A 13,710-nucleotide genomic window follows, 5' to 3' on the forward strand; every position below is an offset into this window, starting at 1 on the left:
GATCGGGAGGAGCTGCTAGCGTTCTATGACTACCCGGCAGAACACTGGGTGCATATCCGCACCACCAACCCGATCGAGTCGACCTTCGCCACGGTCCGCCTGCGGAGCAAGCGCAGCCGGAACTGCGGCTCCAGAGCGACGACCCTGGCGATGGTCTTCAAGCTGCTTCAGAGCGCCCAGAAGCGCTGGAAGCGGATCAAGGGGTTCAACAAGCTGGAGCTGGTCGTGAACAACGTCCAGTTCAAGGACGGCGAACCCTTGACCGATCAGTCAGACAGGACTGCCGCCTGACCGGCCATACACAGAATTTGACAATAACTCCTGCCAAAAGGCCAAATAGGCGCGGTAGAAAGTGATGGACCGTGGCGTTGTGTTGATGCGCGAAACGCGCCTGTATCAACTGTTTTAGCTGCGTTTGATCATGTCTGTTAAGCGCTTCTTGCCAGCGCAAAGACGTTAAGGGCAGTGAACGTAGATGAGCCATCGGGCAATCTCCATCGTATTTCCCGATACTCTCGTTGACATTACTTAACGAAAACTTAAACCTTGTAAAAAGGCATATTATCCTTTCGTAGGCTTATTAAGCCTTAAAGTGATTAAGCCTTAGGGTTACTAAATAAGGAGAGTCGTTGTGACATCCGACGCGCAGCGCCACCACGCTAGCCGCTATCAGGTGGTGCCCTGTCCCGCACATCGACGACGCGAAGCGCTGCTGCATTTAGCGGCTGTCCACACTCCTTCCCTGCAGGCTGGCTTGCAGCAGGCCTTAACGGCGTCGACTGAGTCTGATTGGCAGGGTTTGTGGGTGGCGATGGAAGGCGAATATATACGCGCGACTGCCTGGGTACAGCCGCTGGCAAACCAAACGGCGCAGCTATGGCTGCCCAGGCATAACGATGCCGCCGCCCAGGCTCTGTTGAGTGCCCTGCCGGGGTGGGTGAAGCAGCAGCCGATCATCCTTTGCCATGTGGTGCTCACTGAGCCGTGGGCAGCGTGGGAAGACACGTTAATTAAAAGCGGTATGCGTGCGATGGCCACCCTAGAGCATCGTGCGTGGCCATGCCGAGCAGCCCTAGCGCCTCAACAGCCGTTGAGATTACGCCCTTTCAAGGCGTTAACGCTGGCTGAACAGCAGGCGTTACTGGCGCGGGTAGGTGAAGATTCTCTGGATTGCCCAGCGCTGCGCCATGCGCTGCCGGTTAGCACGCTGCTAGCTGGGTTCCAATCTCAGGCGACTTCGGCTTATCCACAACACTGGTATTGGCTGGAATACCAAGAAGAGCCGGTAGGAGTATTGTTGCTCGCCACCCCCTCTTTGCAGTGGAGCCTGCAACTTATGGGGCTGGTTCCGGAATGGCGCGGGCAGGGGCTGGGGCACGTTATTATTGAGCATGCCCAAAGCTTGGCTGCCCAGGCCGGGGCGCAGTGCTTAACTCTCACGGTGGATGAACAGAATACGCCTGCTCAGCGGGTTTATGCCCAAGCGGGGTTCATACAACTGGGGCGCGAGCGCTTGTTAGGGTGGTATTAATCTGGCCGTTCAGTAGCGTCATCCTCCGCTTATCGGCGTTGTAGGTTGAATTGCCGCGCTTAGTAGCATTTTCTTACCCTTTATGTTCTCGGTATACTAACTCTATACGTATGTCTTGGCGTTTCGGTGGCCGCGGTAGCACCATAGAGCGTGGCACGGCCGCACCCAAGGGCAAGAACGGTGTCTCCAGGCGCTAGGTATCCAGCATAAGCAAGAAACGGACGCACTCGTTTTGAAGCGCAACGCGTTTATTACATAAAACTTAAGAGGTGGTGAGAGTGAAATCTAAGCTGATCATGAGCGGGCTGGCGGCCCTTGGCGTCATGGCAGGCACATCCGGTGCTTATGCCCAAGATGCAGCGCGTGACGCAATCGCTGAGCGCCTGGCACCAGTAGGACAACTCTGCCTTCAAGGCCAAGACTGCGGCACGGCAGCAGCCCCTGCGGCTTCTAGCAGTGGCGGTGGTGGTGAAATTGACGGTGCCGGTATTTACAACAACGTCTGTATGGCGTGCCACGAAACGGGTGCCGCTGGAGCACCGGTGCGCGGTGACGAAGCGGCCTGGGCTGAGCGTACTGAGCAAGGTTTTGCCACGCTGCTAGACCACGCCATTAATGGTATTGGCGCAATGCCTGCCCGTGGCGGCAACCCCAACTTGTCAGACGAAGAAATGGAAGCGGTGACAGCGTATATGGTCGAGCCTGTCATGGAAGTTCCTGAGCTAGGTGGCGGTGATGAAGGCGCGGCTGCCGAAGCAACTGACGAGAGTAGTAGCGACGAGATGGCGACGGCAGATGCTGTGGCCAGCGAAGATGAAGCAGTCGCCAGTGAAGAAGACGCTTCCAGCGGTGGCAGCGGTTTAGACGGTGAAGCGCTTTACGCCAGTGTGGGCTGTGTGGCGTGTCACGCCGCTGGCGTGGCGGGTGCACCGAAGATTGGCGACGCTGAAGCTTGGGGCCCGCGTATTGAGCAGGGTACCGATGCACTCTACCAAAGCGTCTTCAACGGTAAAGGCGTGATGCCGCCGCGTGGTGGTAGCAGCGCTTCCGATGAAGAGATTATGGCCGTGGTTGATTACATGGTCTCACAAGTACAGTAAGCGTTAGCAGCCCGCTCTCATGGGGCGGGTAGGCCAGGCGTTATAAAATATCCACAGGTGGGTGCTCCAAACCCTCTGTGGATATTTTTTTGCGCGATACATAGCGCTTGCCCAGCACGCTTATCCCAGCAGCGAGCGCAGCCCAGCAATGGCATCCTTGCCGCGTGCCTGCTTTTTCTCCGGGTCCTCTTTATCAGCGCGGCCCTCCCACTCCAAATCATCCGCGGGCAGCTCATCCAAAAAGCGGCTGGGTTGGCAGTCCATCAGCTCGCCATAGGCCTTGCGCTGGCGCGCCAGGGTCAGCGTTAGCGTGCGTCGGGCGCGGGTAATGCCCACGTAGGCTAAACGCCGTTCTTCTTCCACGGTACCCATCTCGATGGCGTTACGGTGGGGCAGCAGATCCTCCTCCAGGCCCATCAAGTAAACGTGGGGGAACTCTAGCCCTTTCGAGGCGTGCATGGTGAGCAGCTGCACCCGGTCAGAGTCATCCTCTTCGGCCTGTTGCTCCAAAATATCCCGCAGCACTAAGCGTGAAATGGCCGCTTCTACGCCGTCGGTTTCTGTTGCGGTAGAGTCATCTGCGTCTTCCGGATCGCGGTTCAGCGACTTCTCTAATTGATCAATCAAAATCCATACGTTGGCCATGCGCCGCTCGGCAATAGTAGGGGCGCTGGCGTTTTGGTAGAGCCACGCCTCGTAATCCATATCCCGCAGCATATCGCGGATCGCGGCAATGGCATCGCCCTGATCCATCCGCTTGCGCACACCATCAATAAAGTGGGTAAAGCGCGAGAGGCGCTCCACGGCGCGGGTAGGCAGGGTTTGTTCAAGCCCTAGCTCATGGCAGGCAGCAAACAGCGAGATCGAGCGCTCGGTGGCATAGTTGGCGAGCTTTTCCAGCGTGCCGGGGCCAATTTCCCGCCGGGGCACGTTGACGATGCGCAAAAAGGCGTTGTCATCGGCAGGGTTGATCAGCAGGCGCAGATACGCCATGGCGTCCTTGATCTCGTTACGCGAGAAAAACGACGTGCCGCCGGAGAGCTTGTACGGAATCTGATAGTGCTGCAGCTTCAATTCCAGCAGCCGCGCTTGGAAGTTGCCTCGGTAAAGCACCGCAAAATCGCGCCACTCGGCTTTTTCCTTGATGCGCCGAGTGAGCATCTCGCTGGCCACTCGCTCGGCTTCGGCCTCCTCATGGCGGTTCACCACCACGCGAATCGGCGCGCCGTCACCCATCTCCGACCACAGGGTTTTGTCGTAGACGTGGGGGTTGTTAGCAATCAGCGTATTGGCGGCACGTAGGATGGTGCCGGTAGAGCGGTAGTTCTGCTCCAGCTTGATGACTTTCAAACGGGGGAAATCCTCCCCCAGGGTGACCAGGTTTTCCGGCCGTGCGCCCCGCCAGGCGTAAATCGACTGGTCGTCGTCGCCGACCACGGTAAAGGTGGCGCGTTCGGCCATCAGCAGCTTTACCAGCAGGTACTGGGAGACGTTGGTGTCTTGGTACTCATCCACCAGCATATAGTGGATTTTTCGCCGCCAGCGGGCCAGTGCCTCTGGGTCGCGCTGTAAGAGCACCACCGGCAGCAGAATCAGGTCGTCGAAATCCACCGCGTTGTAGGCTTTCAGGTGGCGAACGTAGGCTTCGTACACCCGTGCCGCGAAATGCTCGTCGTCATCGGCAGCGAACGAAAGCGCATCCCCTGGCAGCACCAGGTCGTTTTTCCACTGGGATATCTTGGCCTGCACGGCGTTGATCTGCTCGGCATCGACCTGAGCGTCTTTATTCATCAAGTCCCGCAGCAGCGCCTTGGCGTCTTCCGGGTCGAACAGCGAAAACCCCGGCTTGTAGCCCAGGGTCTTCAGTTCGCCGCGAATGATGTTGAGCCCCAGGTTGTGGAAGGTCGAAACCGTCAGCCCGTGGCCCTCTTTGCCCTTCAGCATCTGGCCCACCCGCTCTTTCATCTCTCGGGCGGCCTTGTTGGTAAAGGTCACTGCGGCAATTTTGCGTGCGCTCATGCCACACTCTTGCACGAGGTAGGCAATCTTGGTGGTGATCACGCTGGTTTTGCCCGACCCCGCACCCGCCAGTACCAGGCAGGGGCCATCGATATAGCGCACCGCTTCTTGCTGGCGTGGGTTGAGCCCTTTGATACGGCTAAGAATGCTCTTTGGCGGTTGGGGCGTCATGGCGAAGGGTGACCTCTACAAGTGTTTCGGGGCAATTTCTATTACAATCAGCGGCGCTGACGAAGGCGCAGCAGGCTAATACAGCAGGTAACTCATAGGCAGGTGGTGATGTTTGAAGTAGCGCTATTCGAGCCGCGCATGGCTCCCAATACGGGCAACATTATGCGCCTAGTGGCGAACAACGGCTGCCGTCTCCATTTGATCGAGCCGCTGGGCTTTGATCTCGAAGAGAAAAAGCTGCGCCGCGCTGGTTTAGACTACCGCGACCTTGCCAACGTGACCCGTCACGCGGATTTTACGGCGTTTTACACCGCCATGCAGGGGCGCACCATCTGGGCGATTACCACCAAAGGCACCCGCGCCCACAGTGATGCCAACTTCGCACCGGGGGATGTGCTGCTGTTCGGCTCGGAAACCGCCGGGCTCTCCCCCGAGGTGCACGCCATGCTGCCCGCAGAGCAAAAACTGCGCATTCCCATGCAGCCCAACAACCGCAGCCTGAACCTCTCCAACGCCGTGGCGGTGGTCAGTTACGAAGCGTGGCGCCAACAAGACTACGCTGGCGCACTGCCCATGGGCGACGCAACCTAACCGGCGATACCGTAGCGGTCGCGGTACGCACGCACGGCCTCGGCATGGCTGCTGAGGTCGCTACCTGACTGCTCTTCCAGGTAGGTGAGCACTTGCTCAAGCGACACGATGCTGACCACCGGCACGCCATACTGGGACTGCACTTCCTGGATGGCGCTCTGCTCGCCCTGGCCACGCTCCTGGCGGTCCAGGGCAATGATCACCCCACCGGCACGGGCACCGCTCTGCTCAATCAGGCCCATCACTTCACGGATCGCGGTGCCTGCGGTGATCACGTCATCAATGATCAAAATATCGCCAGACAGCGGCGCGCCCACAATGTTGCCGCCTTCGCCGTGGGTTTTGGCTTCTTTGCGATTGAAGGAGTAAGGCATATCCAGGTCGTGGTGGTCGGCCAGCGCCGCCGCGGTGACTGCAGCCAGTGGAATGCCCTTATAAGCAGGGCCAAACAGCACGTCAGCCTTTAAGCCGCTATCAACCATCGCCTGGGCGTAAAAGCGGCCTAGCTTGGCCAGCGCACGGCCCGTCTGAAACAGCCCAGCGTTGAAAAAGTAGGGGCTAACGCGGCCAGATTTCAGCGTAAACTCGCCAAACTTAAGTACGCCCTGTTCAATGGCAAAAGCAATGAAATCGCGCTGGTAGGGTTGTAGAGTGGTGGCCACGGCATTCCTCACTAAGCGGTAGGTTTCAATCGGCACGAAAGCAACAATAAAAGTAGGGTAAATGGCAAGTTTTACTCACGGCCTTTACCCAAACGTCTAAACGTCGGGTATCATACAGCAGCGACGCAAAAGGGACGATTTATGAAAATTGCCAGCATCAATGTCAATGGTATACGTGATGCCGTCGACCGTGGCTTCCTGGACTGGCTGGCTCAGCAGGATGCCGACGTGGTCTGCGTGCAGAACATCAAGGCGAAAAGTTTCGAACTGGGTGACCATATCCTCTATCCGGAAGGCTACGAAGGCTACTTCCTGGATGCCGAGGAGGATGGTTTCTCCGGTGTGGCACTCTATTGCCGCAAAATCCCCAAAGCCATCATGTACGGCCTGGGGTTCCCTCAGTGCGACCACGAAGGGCGCTTTCTGCAGGCGGATTACGACCGCTTCAGCATTGCCACCTTCCTGATGCCTGATGGAAGTGACCAAAAAGCCAAACAGGCGTTTATGGAGCAGTACCAGGAGTACCTGACGAAGATGTCGCGCAAACGCCGCGAATACATCATCTGCGGTACTTGGCACATTGCCCATAAAACCATCGATTTGGCCAACTGGTCGGACAACCAGCTCACCTCGGGCTTCCGCCCGGAAGAGCGTGCCTGGATGGATCAGGTGCTTGGCCCCACCGGCTTTATCGACACCTTCCGCGAAATTAATCGCGATGCAGGCGAGTACACCTGGTGGCCAAAACTTGACCAAGACGTGCCCCGTGATCGTCAAGAAGGCTGGCGGATCGACTACCAACTGGTCGGCCCCAACTTCCGTCGTCACGTGGTGGACGCGTGGATTGATTACGATGCGACCTTCTCCGAGTTCGCACCGCTGATCGTTGAGTATGATTTAGCGCTCTAAGCGTTAGCTACTTCCCGCGTCGCACCTGCAACAGGCCGGCTTACCGCTGGCCTGTTGCGTTCAGGGCTCCGTAATACCGAGTTCCCTTAACCGCGAATGCCCAGCGCTTCACGCTGCTTCTCGCGCAATTCATCACCGGCTTTCTCGGCCAAATCCAGCATCGCGTTCAGCTCTTTACGGTTAAACGCGCCCGCTTCCGCCGTGCCCTGTACTTCAATCAGCTCGGCGCTTTCGGTCATCACCACGTTCAGGTCGGTGTCGGCTTTGCTATCTTCGGGGTAATCCAGGTCCAGCACCGGCACGCCTTTGTAGATGCCCACCGAGATCGCGCTGACCAGCTGCTTGAAGGGGTCGCCCTTGATCTTCTTTTCTCGCTGCAGGTAGCGAAGCGCATCCACCAGCGCCACGCAGCCGCCGGTAATCGCCGCCGTACGCGTGCCGCCATCGGCCTGGATGACATCGCAATCCACGGTAATGGTGAACTCACCCAGCTTCTTCAAATTCACCGCTGCGCGCAGGCTGCGGCCAATCAGCCGCTGAATCTCCAGCGTGCGGCCACCCTGTTTGCCGCGGGTCGCTTCGCGGCCACTGCGGGAGTGGGTGGCGCGGGGCAGCATGCCGTATTCGGCGGTAATCCAGCCCTGATTTTTACCGCGCAGCCAGCGCGGCACGCCCGCTTCCACGCTCGCGTTACACAGCACCTTGGTATCGCCAAACTCCACCAGCACGGAGCCTTCCGCATGGCGGGTGTAATCACGGGTCAAGCGAATCTCACGGAGCTGGTCGGCCTCGCGACCGCTGGGGCGAACTACATCAGGACGCATAGCACCTCACATCATCTTAAAAGTGGAAAAGCCCTCTATTGTACACGTCTGAGCGTGCGCGGATGGGCCTATCGGTTAGACTGTTCGGAATCACATTGATGTAAAGGATGCATCGACTTATGGCCGCTTCCCGCCGCGTACACAGCATGACCGCCTTCGCCCGCACCGAGCAGGCCGCCCCGTTTGGCACCCTGCAGGTCGAGATTCGCTCGGTGAACCAGCGCTACCTAGAGCCGCACTTTCGCCTACATGAAAGCCTGCGAGATTTAGAGCCGGTGCTGCGCGAAGCACTGCGCACGCGCCTGGCCCGAGGCAAGGTAGAGTGCAGCGTACGCTTTGAGAGCGCTGATACCGCCCAAGTACCGGCCGTGAACGCCCAGCGCCTAAAAGAGATAGCCGATACCCTGGCCGCCATTCAGCAGCAGGTGCCCAGCGCCGTGCCGCCCACCACGCTAGCGCTGCTCAATCAGCCCGGCGTGATGGAAACCCAGCACCTCGACCAAGACGCCATTAAAGCCGCCGCCAAAACGCTCTTCAACCAAGCGCTGGATGAACTGATCGACGCCCGCGCCCGCGAAGGCGATAAGCTGGCCGAGATGATCACCACCCGCCTAGACGCCGTCAGCGAGCAAGTGGCCACCGTACGCAGCCTGCTGCCGCAGATTCTGGAACGCCAACGCACCCAGCTGCTAGAGCGTTTAGAAATCGCCAAAACCGAACTCGACCCCCAACGCCTGGAAGCCGAGCTGGTACTGGTAGCCCAAAAAGCCGACGTAGACGAAGAGCTAGACCGCCTAACGGCGCACATTGAAGAAGTGCGCCACCAGCTCGCCCAAAAAGGCCCCAAAGGCCGCCGCCTGGACTTCCTGATGCAAGAGCTCAACCGCGAAGCGAATACACTTTCATCGAAATCCGTGGTGGCAGAGACGACCCGCTGCGCGGTGGAGTTGAAGGTGCTGATCGAGCAGATGCGGGAGCAGATTCAAAATATTGAGTGATGAAGATGAGTCGAGCGACACCCTGGAGTGCTGGCGAGGTAGAGGCAACCATTGCTACCTACCGGCAGATGCTAGTAGCAGAACTGAGCGGGCAAAGTTCTAACAAGCGCGCACTTAATCGAGCGCTGATGATACAGCTTGATGGCCGCTCGGCCAGTGCCATAGAGTTCAAGCACTGCAATATCAGCGCAGTGTTACGCGATGCCAACTGCCCCTATGTCGATGGCTATAAGCCGCGTAGCAACTATCAACAAAGCCTAGTTGAAGCTGTCGAGGGGCTGTTGTTGCGAAGCGAGCTTGTTGATCGCGCAGCGCGTTTGGCCGCTGATCTTCCAGTGATTGATACCACTGGCATCGTAGACGAGCGCATTATCGTCGAACCTCCTAGAACGACACCGCCGCAACAAGGCGTTCGAGAATTCCGCGCCGACTATTCAGTGCGCCCGCCGCAAAAACGGGACTACCTGGCCCGGGAAACCCGCAACCGCGAGCTTGGGCTAGCCGGTGAGCACCTAGTGATTCGGTTCGAGCAGCACCGGCTGATCCAAGCTGGGTACGATAAGCTGGCGGAGAGGGTCGAGCACGTTGCGGTAACTCAGGGTGACGGGCTGGGGTTCGATATCCGTTCCTTCGAGCCCGACGGCAGTGATCGGCTGATTGAAGTCAAAACCACCGCCTTTGCCAAAGAGAGTGCGTTTTTTATTACGCCCAACGAGCTCGAATGCTCGCGTGCCCATTCGGAACACTATCATTTGTTCCGACTGTTCAACTTCCGCAAGGGGCCGAAGCTTTTTTTCTTGAAAGGTGATCTCCACGAACAGCTCTGGCTGGAGCCAAATAGCTACCGGGCGGGAGTACGTTAATAGCTTAAAAGAGGGAGCTGCTTCAAGAAATCAAAACTTCAGCCGCTGAGATTGTTCGTGAAGCTATCGTTCACTCATCGCTCCGTTCGTGCTGCTGAAGCTGTTCAACGGCCTGAGCCCGTTCGCGCTCTAGCTCGCGTTTAAGCTCATCTTCAGAGGGCAGATACGGCAGGTACTTCGCCGCAAACAGCTGTTTTTGCTCGGCCAGTACCGAGTACTTGACCACGGCTTCGCTTTTTTCGCTGCACAGCACCAAGCCAATAGTGGGGTTGTCGTCGCTGCCTTTGCGCTGCTCATCGTATAAGCGCACGTAGGTATCCATTTGGCCGATATCCTGATGCCTGAGCTTGCCGAGTTTTAGATCCACCAGCAAAAAGCACTTCAGTTTGAAGTTGTAGAATACCAAGTCGATGTAGAAATCTTCGTCGTCAAAGCGAATGCGCTGCTGGCGCTCCACAAAGGCAAAGCCTTTGCCTAATTCCAGTAAAAACTGCTGCAGGTTGCTGATAATGGCCTGCTCTAGCTGGCTTTCCTGATAGGTTTTATCCTGCAGATTAAGAAAATCCAGAATGTAGGGATCACGCAGATAGTCTTTAGCGCTTTCTGCCAGTGGCTGGGTGTTTTGCTGGGCTTCTGCTGCCACCGAGGATTTTTCTTGGCTGGCCAGAAGTCGCTCGTAGTAGAGAGTGCTAATCTGGCGTTCTAGAGCTCTGGCGCTCCAGCTTTGGTTGATCGCTTCGTGCAAATACCAGTCGCGGGCTTGGGCGTTTTCTATTCGCAGAAGGGTGCGATAGTGAGTCCAACTCAATTCAAGACGCACTGCGTCGCGAATTGGAAAGGCGTGATAAAACTGGCGCATATTGCGTAAATTGGTGACATCAAAACCTTTCCCCAGCCGCTCGGTGAGCTGTTGTGAGAGCTGCTTTAGCTGCTGCTTACCATACTCAGCACGACGATTGCCTTGCTGTTCGTGTTCGACAATTAAACGGCCTATTTCCCAGTAGCTTTGTACCATGGCCGTATTCACGGCTTGGCGAACCTGCCCGCGTGCTTGCTCTATCTGTTGAGTAATTGCGCTAACGAGGCGGCTAAAAGCGGTTTGGTTCTGCTCCGTCATAGGCTTAACCCCTGGCGTTATAGAGTAATGTCAGCTGGCTGAGGCCTAACAATATCAAATTTTGCCGATAGGAAGAGTTGGTGATGGCGATCATATCAACAGTGCATATAGCCAACTGCCTCGCTCACAGCCCCAACAACTCCTCAACCGGCAAGTGACTGGTCGCCTTCATTTCCCTCAGCGAGAGGTTGGAGCGGATGCTCGACACGCCGGGCAGCTGGCGCAGTACCGTTTCGACGAAGTGGCTGTAGTCGTCCAGGTCTTTGGCGACGACCTGTAGCAGGAAGTCGGCTTCGCCGGTGGTGTTGTGGCAGCTCAGTACGCGGGAGCTGGCCTGGATGATGCGCTCGAACTCCGCCGTTGCGGCTTCGCTGTGCTGGGTGCAGGTGATTTGCACAAAGGCCAGCACGCTGGCGCCCACTTTACGGCGGTTGAGGATGGCCTAGTAGCCTTCGATCACTCCCAGCTCTTCCAGGCGTTTGTGGCGTCGCCAGCAGGTGGCTTCGCTCAGGTGCATCTGCTCGGCCAGCCGTGCGTTGGCCACCCGACCGTCTGCCTGCAGCAAGGTGGCTAATCGGGCATCCTTTTTATCAAGCTCGCTCATTTTGAAAGGCCCTTTCGGTTTATTCATTCTGTTGAAAAGAGTGCTTCAAAAAGGCGCAGGATGTCCATCAGAAGGAAACGTAATTTCGGGCGCGGCTCGTTATAGTGCGTATACATCCAACGCACCGCCGACCGTTCAGGAGTGAGCCATGAAAGCCGTCGTATTTGAGCAGTTTTCTACCCCGCCCAGCATCCAGCAGGTGCCCGACCCAGCGCCAGCGCCTCACGGGGTTGTGGTCAAGGTGATGGCCAACGGCGTATGCCGCAGTGATTGGCACGGCTGGATGGGCCACGACCCGGATATTCGGCTCCCCCATGTGCCGGGGCACGAGCTATCCGGCGTGGTGGAAGCGGTGGGCAAGGACGTGACCAAGTGGCGCATTGGCGACCGGGTGACCGTGCCGTTCGTGGGCGGCTGCGGCACCTGCCCGGAGTGCCACACCGGCAATCATCAGGTGTGCGATGCTCAATTTCAGCCGGGGTTTACCCACTGGGGCTCGTTTGCCGAGTATGTGGGCATTCACTACGCCGATGTGAACCTAGTCGCCCTGCCAGATACCCTAGCGTTCGACACCGCCGCCAGCCTGGGTTGCCGGTTCGTGACCTCTTTTCGTGCGGTGGTGGATCAGGGCCGCGTGTCCGCCGGGCAGTGGGTGGCCGTACACGGCTGCGGCGGTGTGGGGCTGTCGGCCATCATGATCGCCAGCGCGGCGGGCGCGAACGTGGTGGCGGTGGATATTTCTGAACAGGCGCTCGCCTTGGCGCGCCAGTTGGGCGCGGTGGCCACGGTGAATGCCAACCAAGTGGCCGATGTGGTCGAGGCGGTGGTGGAAATCACTCAAGGGGGCGCGCACGTCTCGCTGGATGCGCTGGGTCACCCCACCACCTGCTTCAACTCTATTAGCAATTTGCGCAAGCGCGGCAAGCATGTCCAGGTAGGGTTGATGCTGGCAGATCACAGCACGCCTGCCATTCCGATGAGCAAGGTGATTGCTAATGAGCTGGAAATTCTGGGCAGTCATGGCATGCAGGCCCATCGCTACGATGCCATGCTGGCGATGATTCAGTCGGGCAAACTGGCGCCGGAAAAGCTGATTGGCCGCCGGATCACGCTAGAGGAGTCGGTGCAGGCGTTGATCAACATGGATAAGTTTGAAGGCGTGGGGGTCACCGTCGTCACGGAATTCTGATAAAAGAGGGCTGCTGGTGACGCATCAGGTGAATATCACGGCGCTGACCGGTGGGGGCGTTAGCTCCGGGGAAATGGTGGTCGTGCGCCCGCAAGAGGATAGCTTCACGGTGGTGGGACGGCTGAGCGTTCCCAGCCGTTAAGGCGTTCTATTCATTTCCTTCAATGAACCGGGGCAAATTATTCGCTCCTCATCCGTCAGTTGAGGTTTTACGCTGGGCGTATTGATAAGGAGAGCATTATGTCATCAGCTAATACTCCACCCGTTCGCCGCGTGGTCGCTCAGCATCCTGCCCATCGGGATGATATCGGTGATTTGGTTACCCGCCGGCCGCTGCCGGGGCCGGGATTGGATCAGCTCGATCCGTTTCTGTTTTTGAATCATCACGGCCCGCAGGTTTACCCGGCCAACAACCGCGGGCTGCCCTTTGGGCCGCACCCGCACCGTGGGTTTGAAACGGTGACGTTTATTTTAGAAGGCTCGCTGGCCCATGCCGACAGCGCCAAGCACCAGAGCGTGATTCACGCAGGCGGTGTGCAATGGATGACCGCCGGTAGCGGCATCGTCCATGCGGAAATTTCGCCGGAGGAGTTTCTGCGCGAGGGCGGCCCGCTGGAAATCTTGCAGCTGTGGGTCAACCTGCCGTCACGGCTGAAGATGAGCGAGCCGCGCTACGTGGGCTTGCAGCAAGAGGGCATCCCCGCTGTTGAGCTGTCGGGCGGCGGTACGCTCAACCTGATTGCCGGGGAGTGGCAGGGGCAAACAGGCCCGATTGAATCGCTGACCGGCGTGTTCATGTCGACGCTAGCGCTGCCTGGGGGCGCGCGTGAGCAGCTACCCGTGGCTCCTGGCCGGCAGGTGTTTCTGTACGTGGTGAGTGGTGACGTGACGGTGGGCGGCGAGCCTGCCAAAGCGCACCATTTGATCGAAGTCGACCGTGACGGTGAAAGCCTGAGCATTGAAGCAGCGAGCGATGCGCGCCTGCTGTTTGGCCATGGCGATGTCATTGATGAGCCGGTCTACTCCCACGGCCCCTTCGTGATGACCACCCGCGACGAGATCGTGCAGGCGGTAGAGGATTACCAGAACGGCAAGTTTGGCGGGCTTACCCTTTAAAGACCCGCTAATGCTC

At 58.1% G+C, this 13,710-nt stretch carries 16 protein-coding genes; 10 read left to right on the forward strand and 6 right to left on the reverse strand.

Annotation, left to right across the window (positions count from 1 at the left end; genetic code table 11):
• From BMY49_RS10680 to BMY49_RS10690, 3 genes are all read left to right on the forward strand, one after another.
• The coding region (locus BMY49_RS10680) for a transposase (RefSeq protein WP_208596188.1) at nt 1-291 on the forward strand (291 nt) is incomplete at its 5' end.
• A gap of 340 nt (nt 292-631) precedes the next feature.
• A complete protein-coding gene (locus BMY49_RS10685; protein WP_044628614.1) occupies nt 632-1,531 on the forward strand; it encodes a GNAT family N-acetyltransferase in 900 nt (299 codons plus the stop codon).
• Between the two features lie 278 nt (nt 1,532-1,809).
• Nucleotides 1,810-2,631, forward strand: a complete 822-nt coding sequence (locus tag BMY49_RS10690) for a c-type cytochrome (protein WP_062362048.1) — start codon at nt 1,810-1,812, stop codon at nt 2,629-2,631.
• Nucleotides 2,632-2,751: 120 nt separating this feature from the next.
• Here the strand turns inward: BMY49_RS10690 and rep are convergent, their stop codons facing one another.
• Nucleotides 2,752-4,821, reverse strand: coding sequence for a DNA helicase Rep (gene rep / locus BMY49_RS10695; RefSeq protein ID WP_089675559.1), 2,070 nt, complete (start codon nt 4,819-4,821; stop codon nt 2,752-2,754).
• 108 nt (nt 4,822-4,929) lie between these two features.
• Here rep and BMY49_RS10700 point away from each other — a divergent pair, with 108 nt between their 5' ends.
• On the forward strand, nt 4,930-5,412 hold the full coding sequence (locus tag BMY49_RS10700; protein ID WP_054640782.1) for a tRNA (cytidine(34)-2'-O)-methyltransferase: 483 nt from the start codon (nt 4,930-4,932) through the stop codon (nt 5,410-5,412).
• Here BMY49_RS10700 and pyrE read toward each other — a convergent pair.
• Nucleotides 5,409-6,074: an orotate phosphoribosyltransferase gene (gene pyrE, locus BMY49_RS10705; RefSeq protein WP_089675560.1), complete on the reverse strand. Its 666-nt coding sequence runs from the start codon at nt 6,072-6,074 to the stop codon at nt 5,409-5,411. The two genes, BMY49_RS10700 and pyrE, sit on opposite strands and share 4 nt — an antisense overlap.
• A gap of 141 nt (nt 6,075-6,215) precedes the next feature.
• Between pyrE and BMY49_RS10710 the strand changes: the two genes are divergently transcribed.
• Entirely contained in the window at nt 6,216-6,983 is a 768-nt protein-coding gene (locus tag BMY49_RS10710) for an exodeoxyribonuclease III (RefSeq protein WP_054640729.1), read from the forward strand.
• A gap of 86 nt (nt 6,984-7,069) precedes the next feature.
• Here the strand turns inward: BMY49_RS10710 and rph are convergent, their stop codons facing one another.
• On the reverse strand, nt 7,070-7,807 hold the full coding sequence (gene rph, locus BMY49_RS10715) for a ribonuclease PH (RefSeq protein WP_062362055.1): 738 nt from the start codon (nt 7,805-7,807) through the stop codon (nt 7,070-7,072).
• Nucleotides 7,808-7,926: 119 nt separating this feature from the next.
• Between rph and BMY49_RS10720 the strand changes: the two genes are divergently transcribed.
• Entirely contained in the window at nt 7,927-8,805 is an 879-nt protein-coding gene (locus BMY49_RS10720; RefSeq protein ID WP_089675561.1) for a YicC/YloC family endoribonuclease, read from the forward strand.
• Nucleotides 8,806-8,810: 5 nt separating this feature from the next.
• Nucleotides 8,811-9,668, forward strand: coding sequence for a protein NO VEIN domain-containing protein (locus tag BMY49_RS10725; protein ID WP_167359366.1), 858 nt, complete (start codon nt 8,811-8,813; stop codon nt 9,666-9,668).
• Between the two features lie 70 nt (nt 9,669-9,738).
• On the opposite strand, the gene BMY49_RS10730 is transcribed toward BMY49_RS10725, so the two are convergent.
• From BMY49_RS10730 to BMY49_RS17855, 3 genes are all read right to left on the reverse strand, one after another.
• Nucleotides 9,739-10,785 (reverse strand): PDDEXK nuclease domain-containing protein, encoded by a 1,047-nt coding sequence (locus tag BMY49_RS10730; RefSeq protein ID WP_062363274.1) that lies wholly within the window; start codon nt 10,783-10,785, stop codon nt 9,739-9,741.
• A gap of 124 nt (nt 10,786-10,909) precedes the next feature.
• A complete protein-coding gene (locus tag BMY49_RS17850) occupies nt 10,910-11,206 on the reverse strand; it encodes an Lrp/AsnC ligand binding domain-containing protein (RefSeq protein WP_244154954.1) in 297 nt (98 codons plus the stop codon).
• A gap of 21 nt (nt 11,207-11,227) precedes the next feature.
• A complete protein-coding gene (locus BMY49_RS17855) occupies nt 11,228-11,416 on the reverse strand; it encodes an Lrp/AsnC family transcriptional regulator (protein WP_244154955.1) in 189 nt (62 codons plus the stop codon).
• Nucleotides 11,417-11,537: 121 nt separating this feature from the next.
• Between BMY49_RS17855 and BMY49_RS10740 the strand changes: the two genes are divergently transcribed.
• From BMY49_RS10740 to BMY49_RS10750, 3 genes are all read left to right on the forward strand, one after another.
• On the forward strand, nt 11,538-12,578 hold the full coding sequence (locus tag BMY49_RS10740; protein WP_089675563.1) for a zinc-dependent alcohol dehydrogenase family protein: 1,041 nt from the start codon (nt 11,538-11,540) through the stop codon (nt 12,576-12,578).
• A gap of 16 nt (nt 12,579-12,594) precedes the next feature.
• On the forward strand, nt 12,595-12,720 hold the full coding sequence (locus BMY49_RS18025) for a hypothetical protein (RefSeq protein WP_255319122.1): 126 nt from the start codon (nt 12,595-12,597) through the stop codon (nt 12,718-12,720).
• Between the two features lie 98 nt (nt 12,721-12,818).
• Nucleotides 12,819-13,694: a pirin family protein gene (locus tag BMY49_RS10750; protein ID WP_089675564.1), complete on the forward strand. Its 876-nt coding sequence runs from the start codon at nt 12,819-12,821 to the stop codon at nt 13,692-13,694.
• Nucleotides 13,695-13,710: the final 16 nt, after the last annotated feature.

Source organism: Vreelandella aquamarina (assembly GCF_900110265.1).
GTDB classification, from domain to species: domain Bacteria; phylum Pseudomonadota; class Gammaproteobacteria; order Pseudomonadales; family Halomonadaceae; genus Vreelandella; species Vreelandella aquamarina.

Excerpts from the sequence above, each read along its gene's own strand:
- rep (WP_089675559.1), bottom strand. The coding sequence starts at position 4,821 with ATGACGCCCCAACCGCCAAAGAGCATTCTTAGCCGTATCAAAGGGCTC.
- BMY49_RS10700 (WP_054640782.1), top strand. The coding sequence starts at position 4,930 with ATGTTTGAAGTAGCGCTATTCGAGCCGCGCATGGCTCCCAATACGGGC.
- BMY49_RS10710 (WP_054640729.1), top strand. The coding sequence starts at position 6,216 with ATGAAAATTGCCAGCATCAATGTCAATGGTATACGTGATGCCGTCGAC.
- rph (WP_062362055.1), bottom strand. The coding sequence starts at position 7,807 with ATGCGTCCTGATGTAGTTCGCCCCAGCGGTCGCGAGGCCGACCAGCTC.
- BMY49_RS10720 (WP_089675561.1), top strand. The coding sequence starts at position 7,927 with ATGGCCGCTTCCCGCCGCGTACACAGCATGACCGCCTTCGCCCGCACC.
- BMY49_RS10725 (WP_167359366.1), top strand. The coding sequence starts at position 8,811 with ATGAGTCGAGCGACACCCTGGAGTGCTGGCGAGGTAGAGGCAACCATT.
- BMY49_RS10730 (WP_062363274.1), bottom strand. The coding sequence starts at position 10,785 with ATGACGGAGCAGAACCAAACCGCTTTTAGCCGCCTCGTTAGCGCAATT.
- BMY49_RS17855 (WP_244154955.1), bottom strand. The coding sequence starts at position 11,416 with ATGAATAAACCGAAAGGGCCTTTCAAAATGAGCGAGCTTGATAAAAAG.
- BMY49_RS10740 (WP_089675563.1), top strand. The coding sequence starts at position 11,538 with ATGAAAGCCGTCGTATTTGAGCAGTTTTCTACCCCGCCCAGCATCCAG.
- BMY49_RS10750 (WP_089675564.1), top strand. The coding sequence starts at position 12,819 with ATGTCATCAGCTAATACTCCACCCGTTCGCCGCGTGGTCGCTCAGCAT.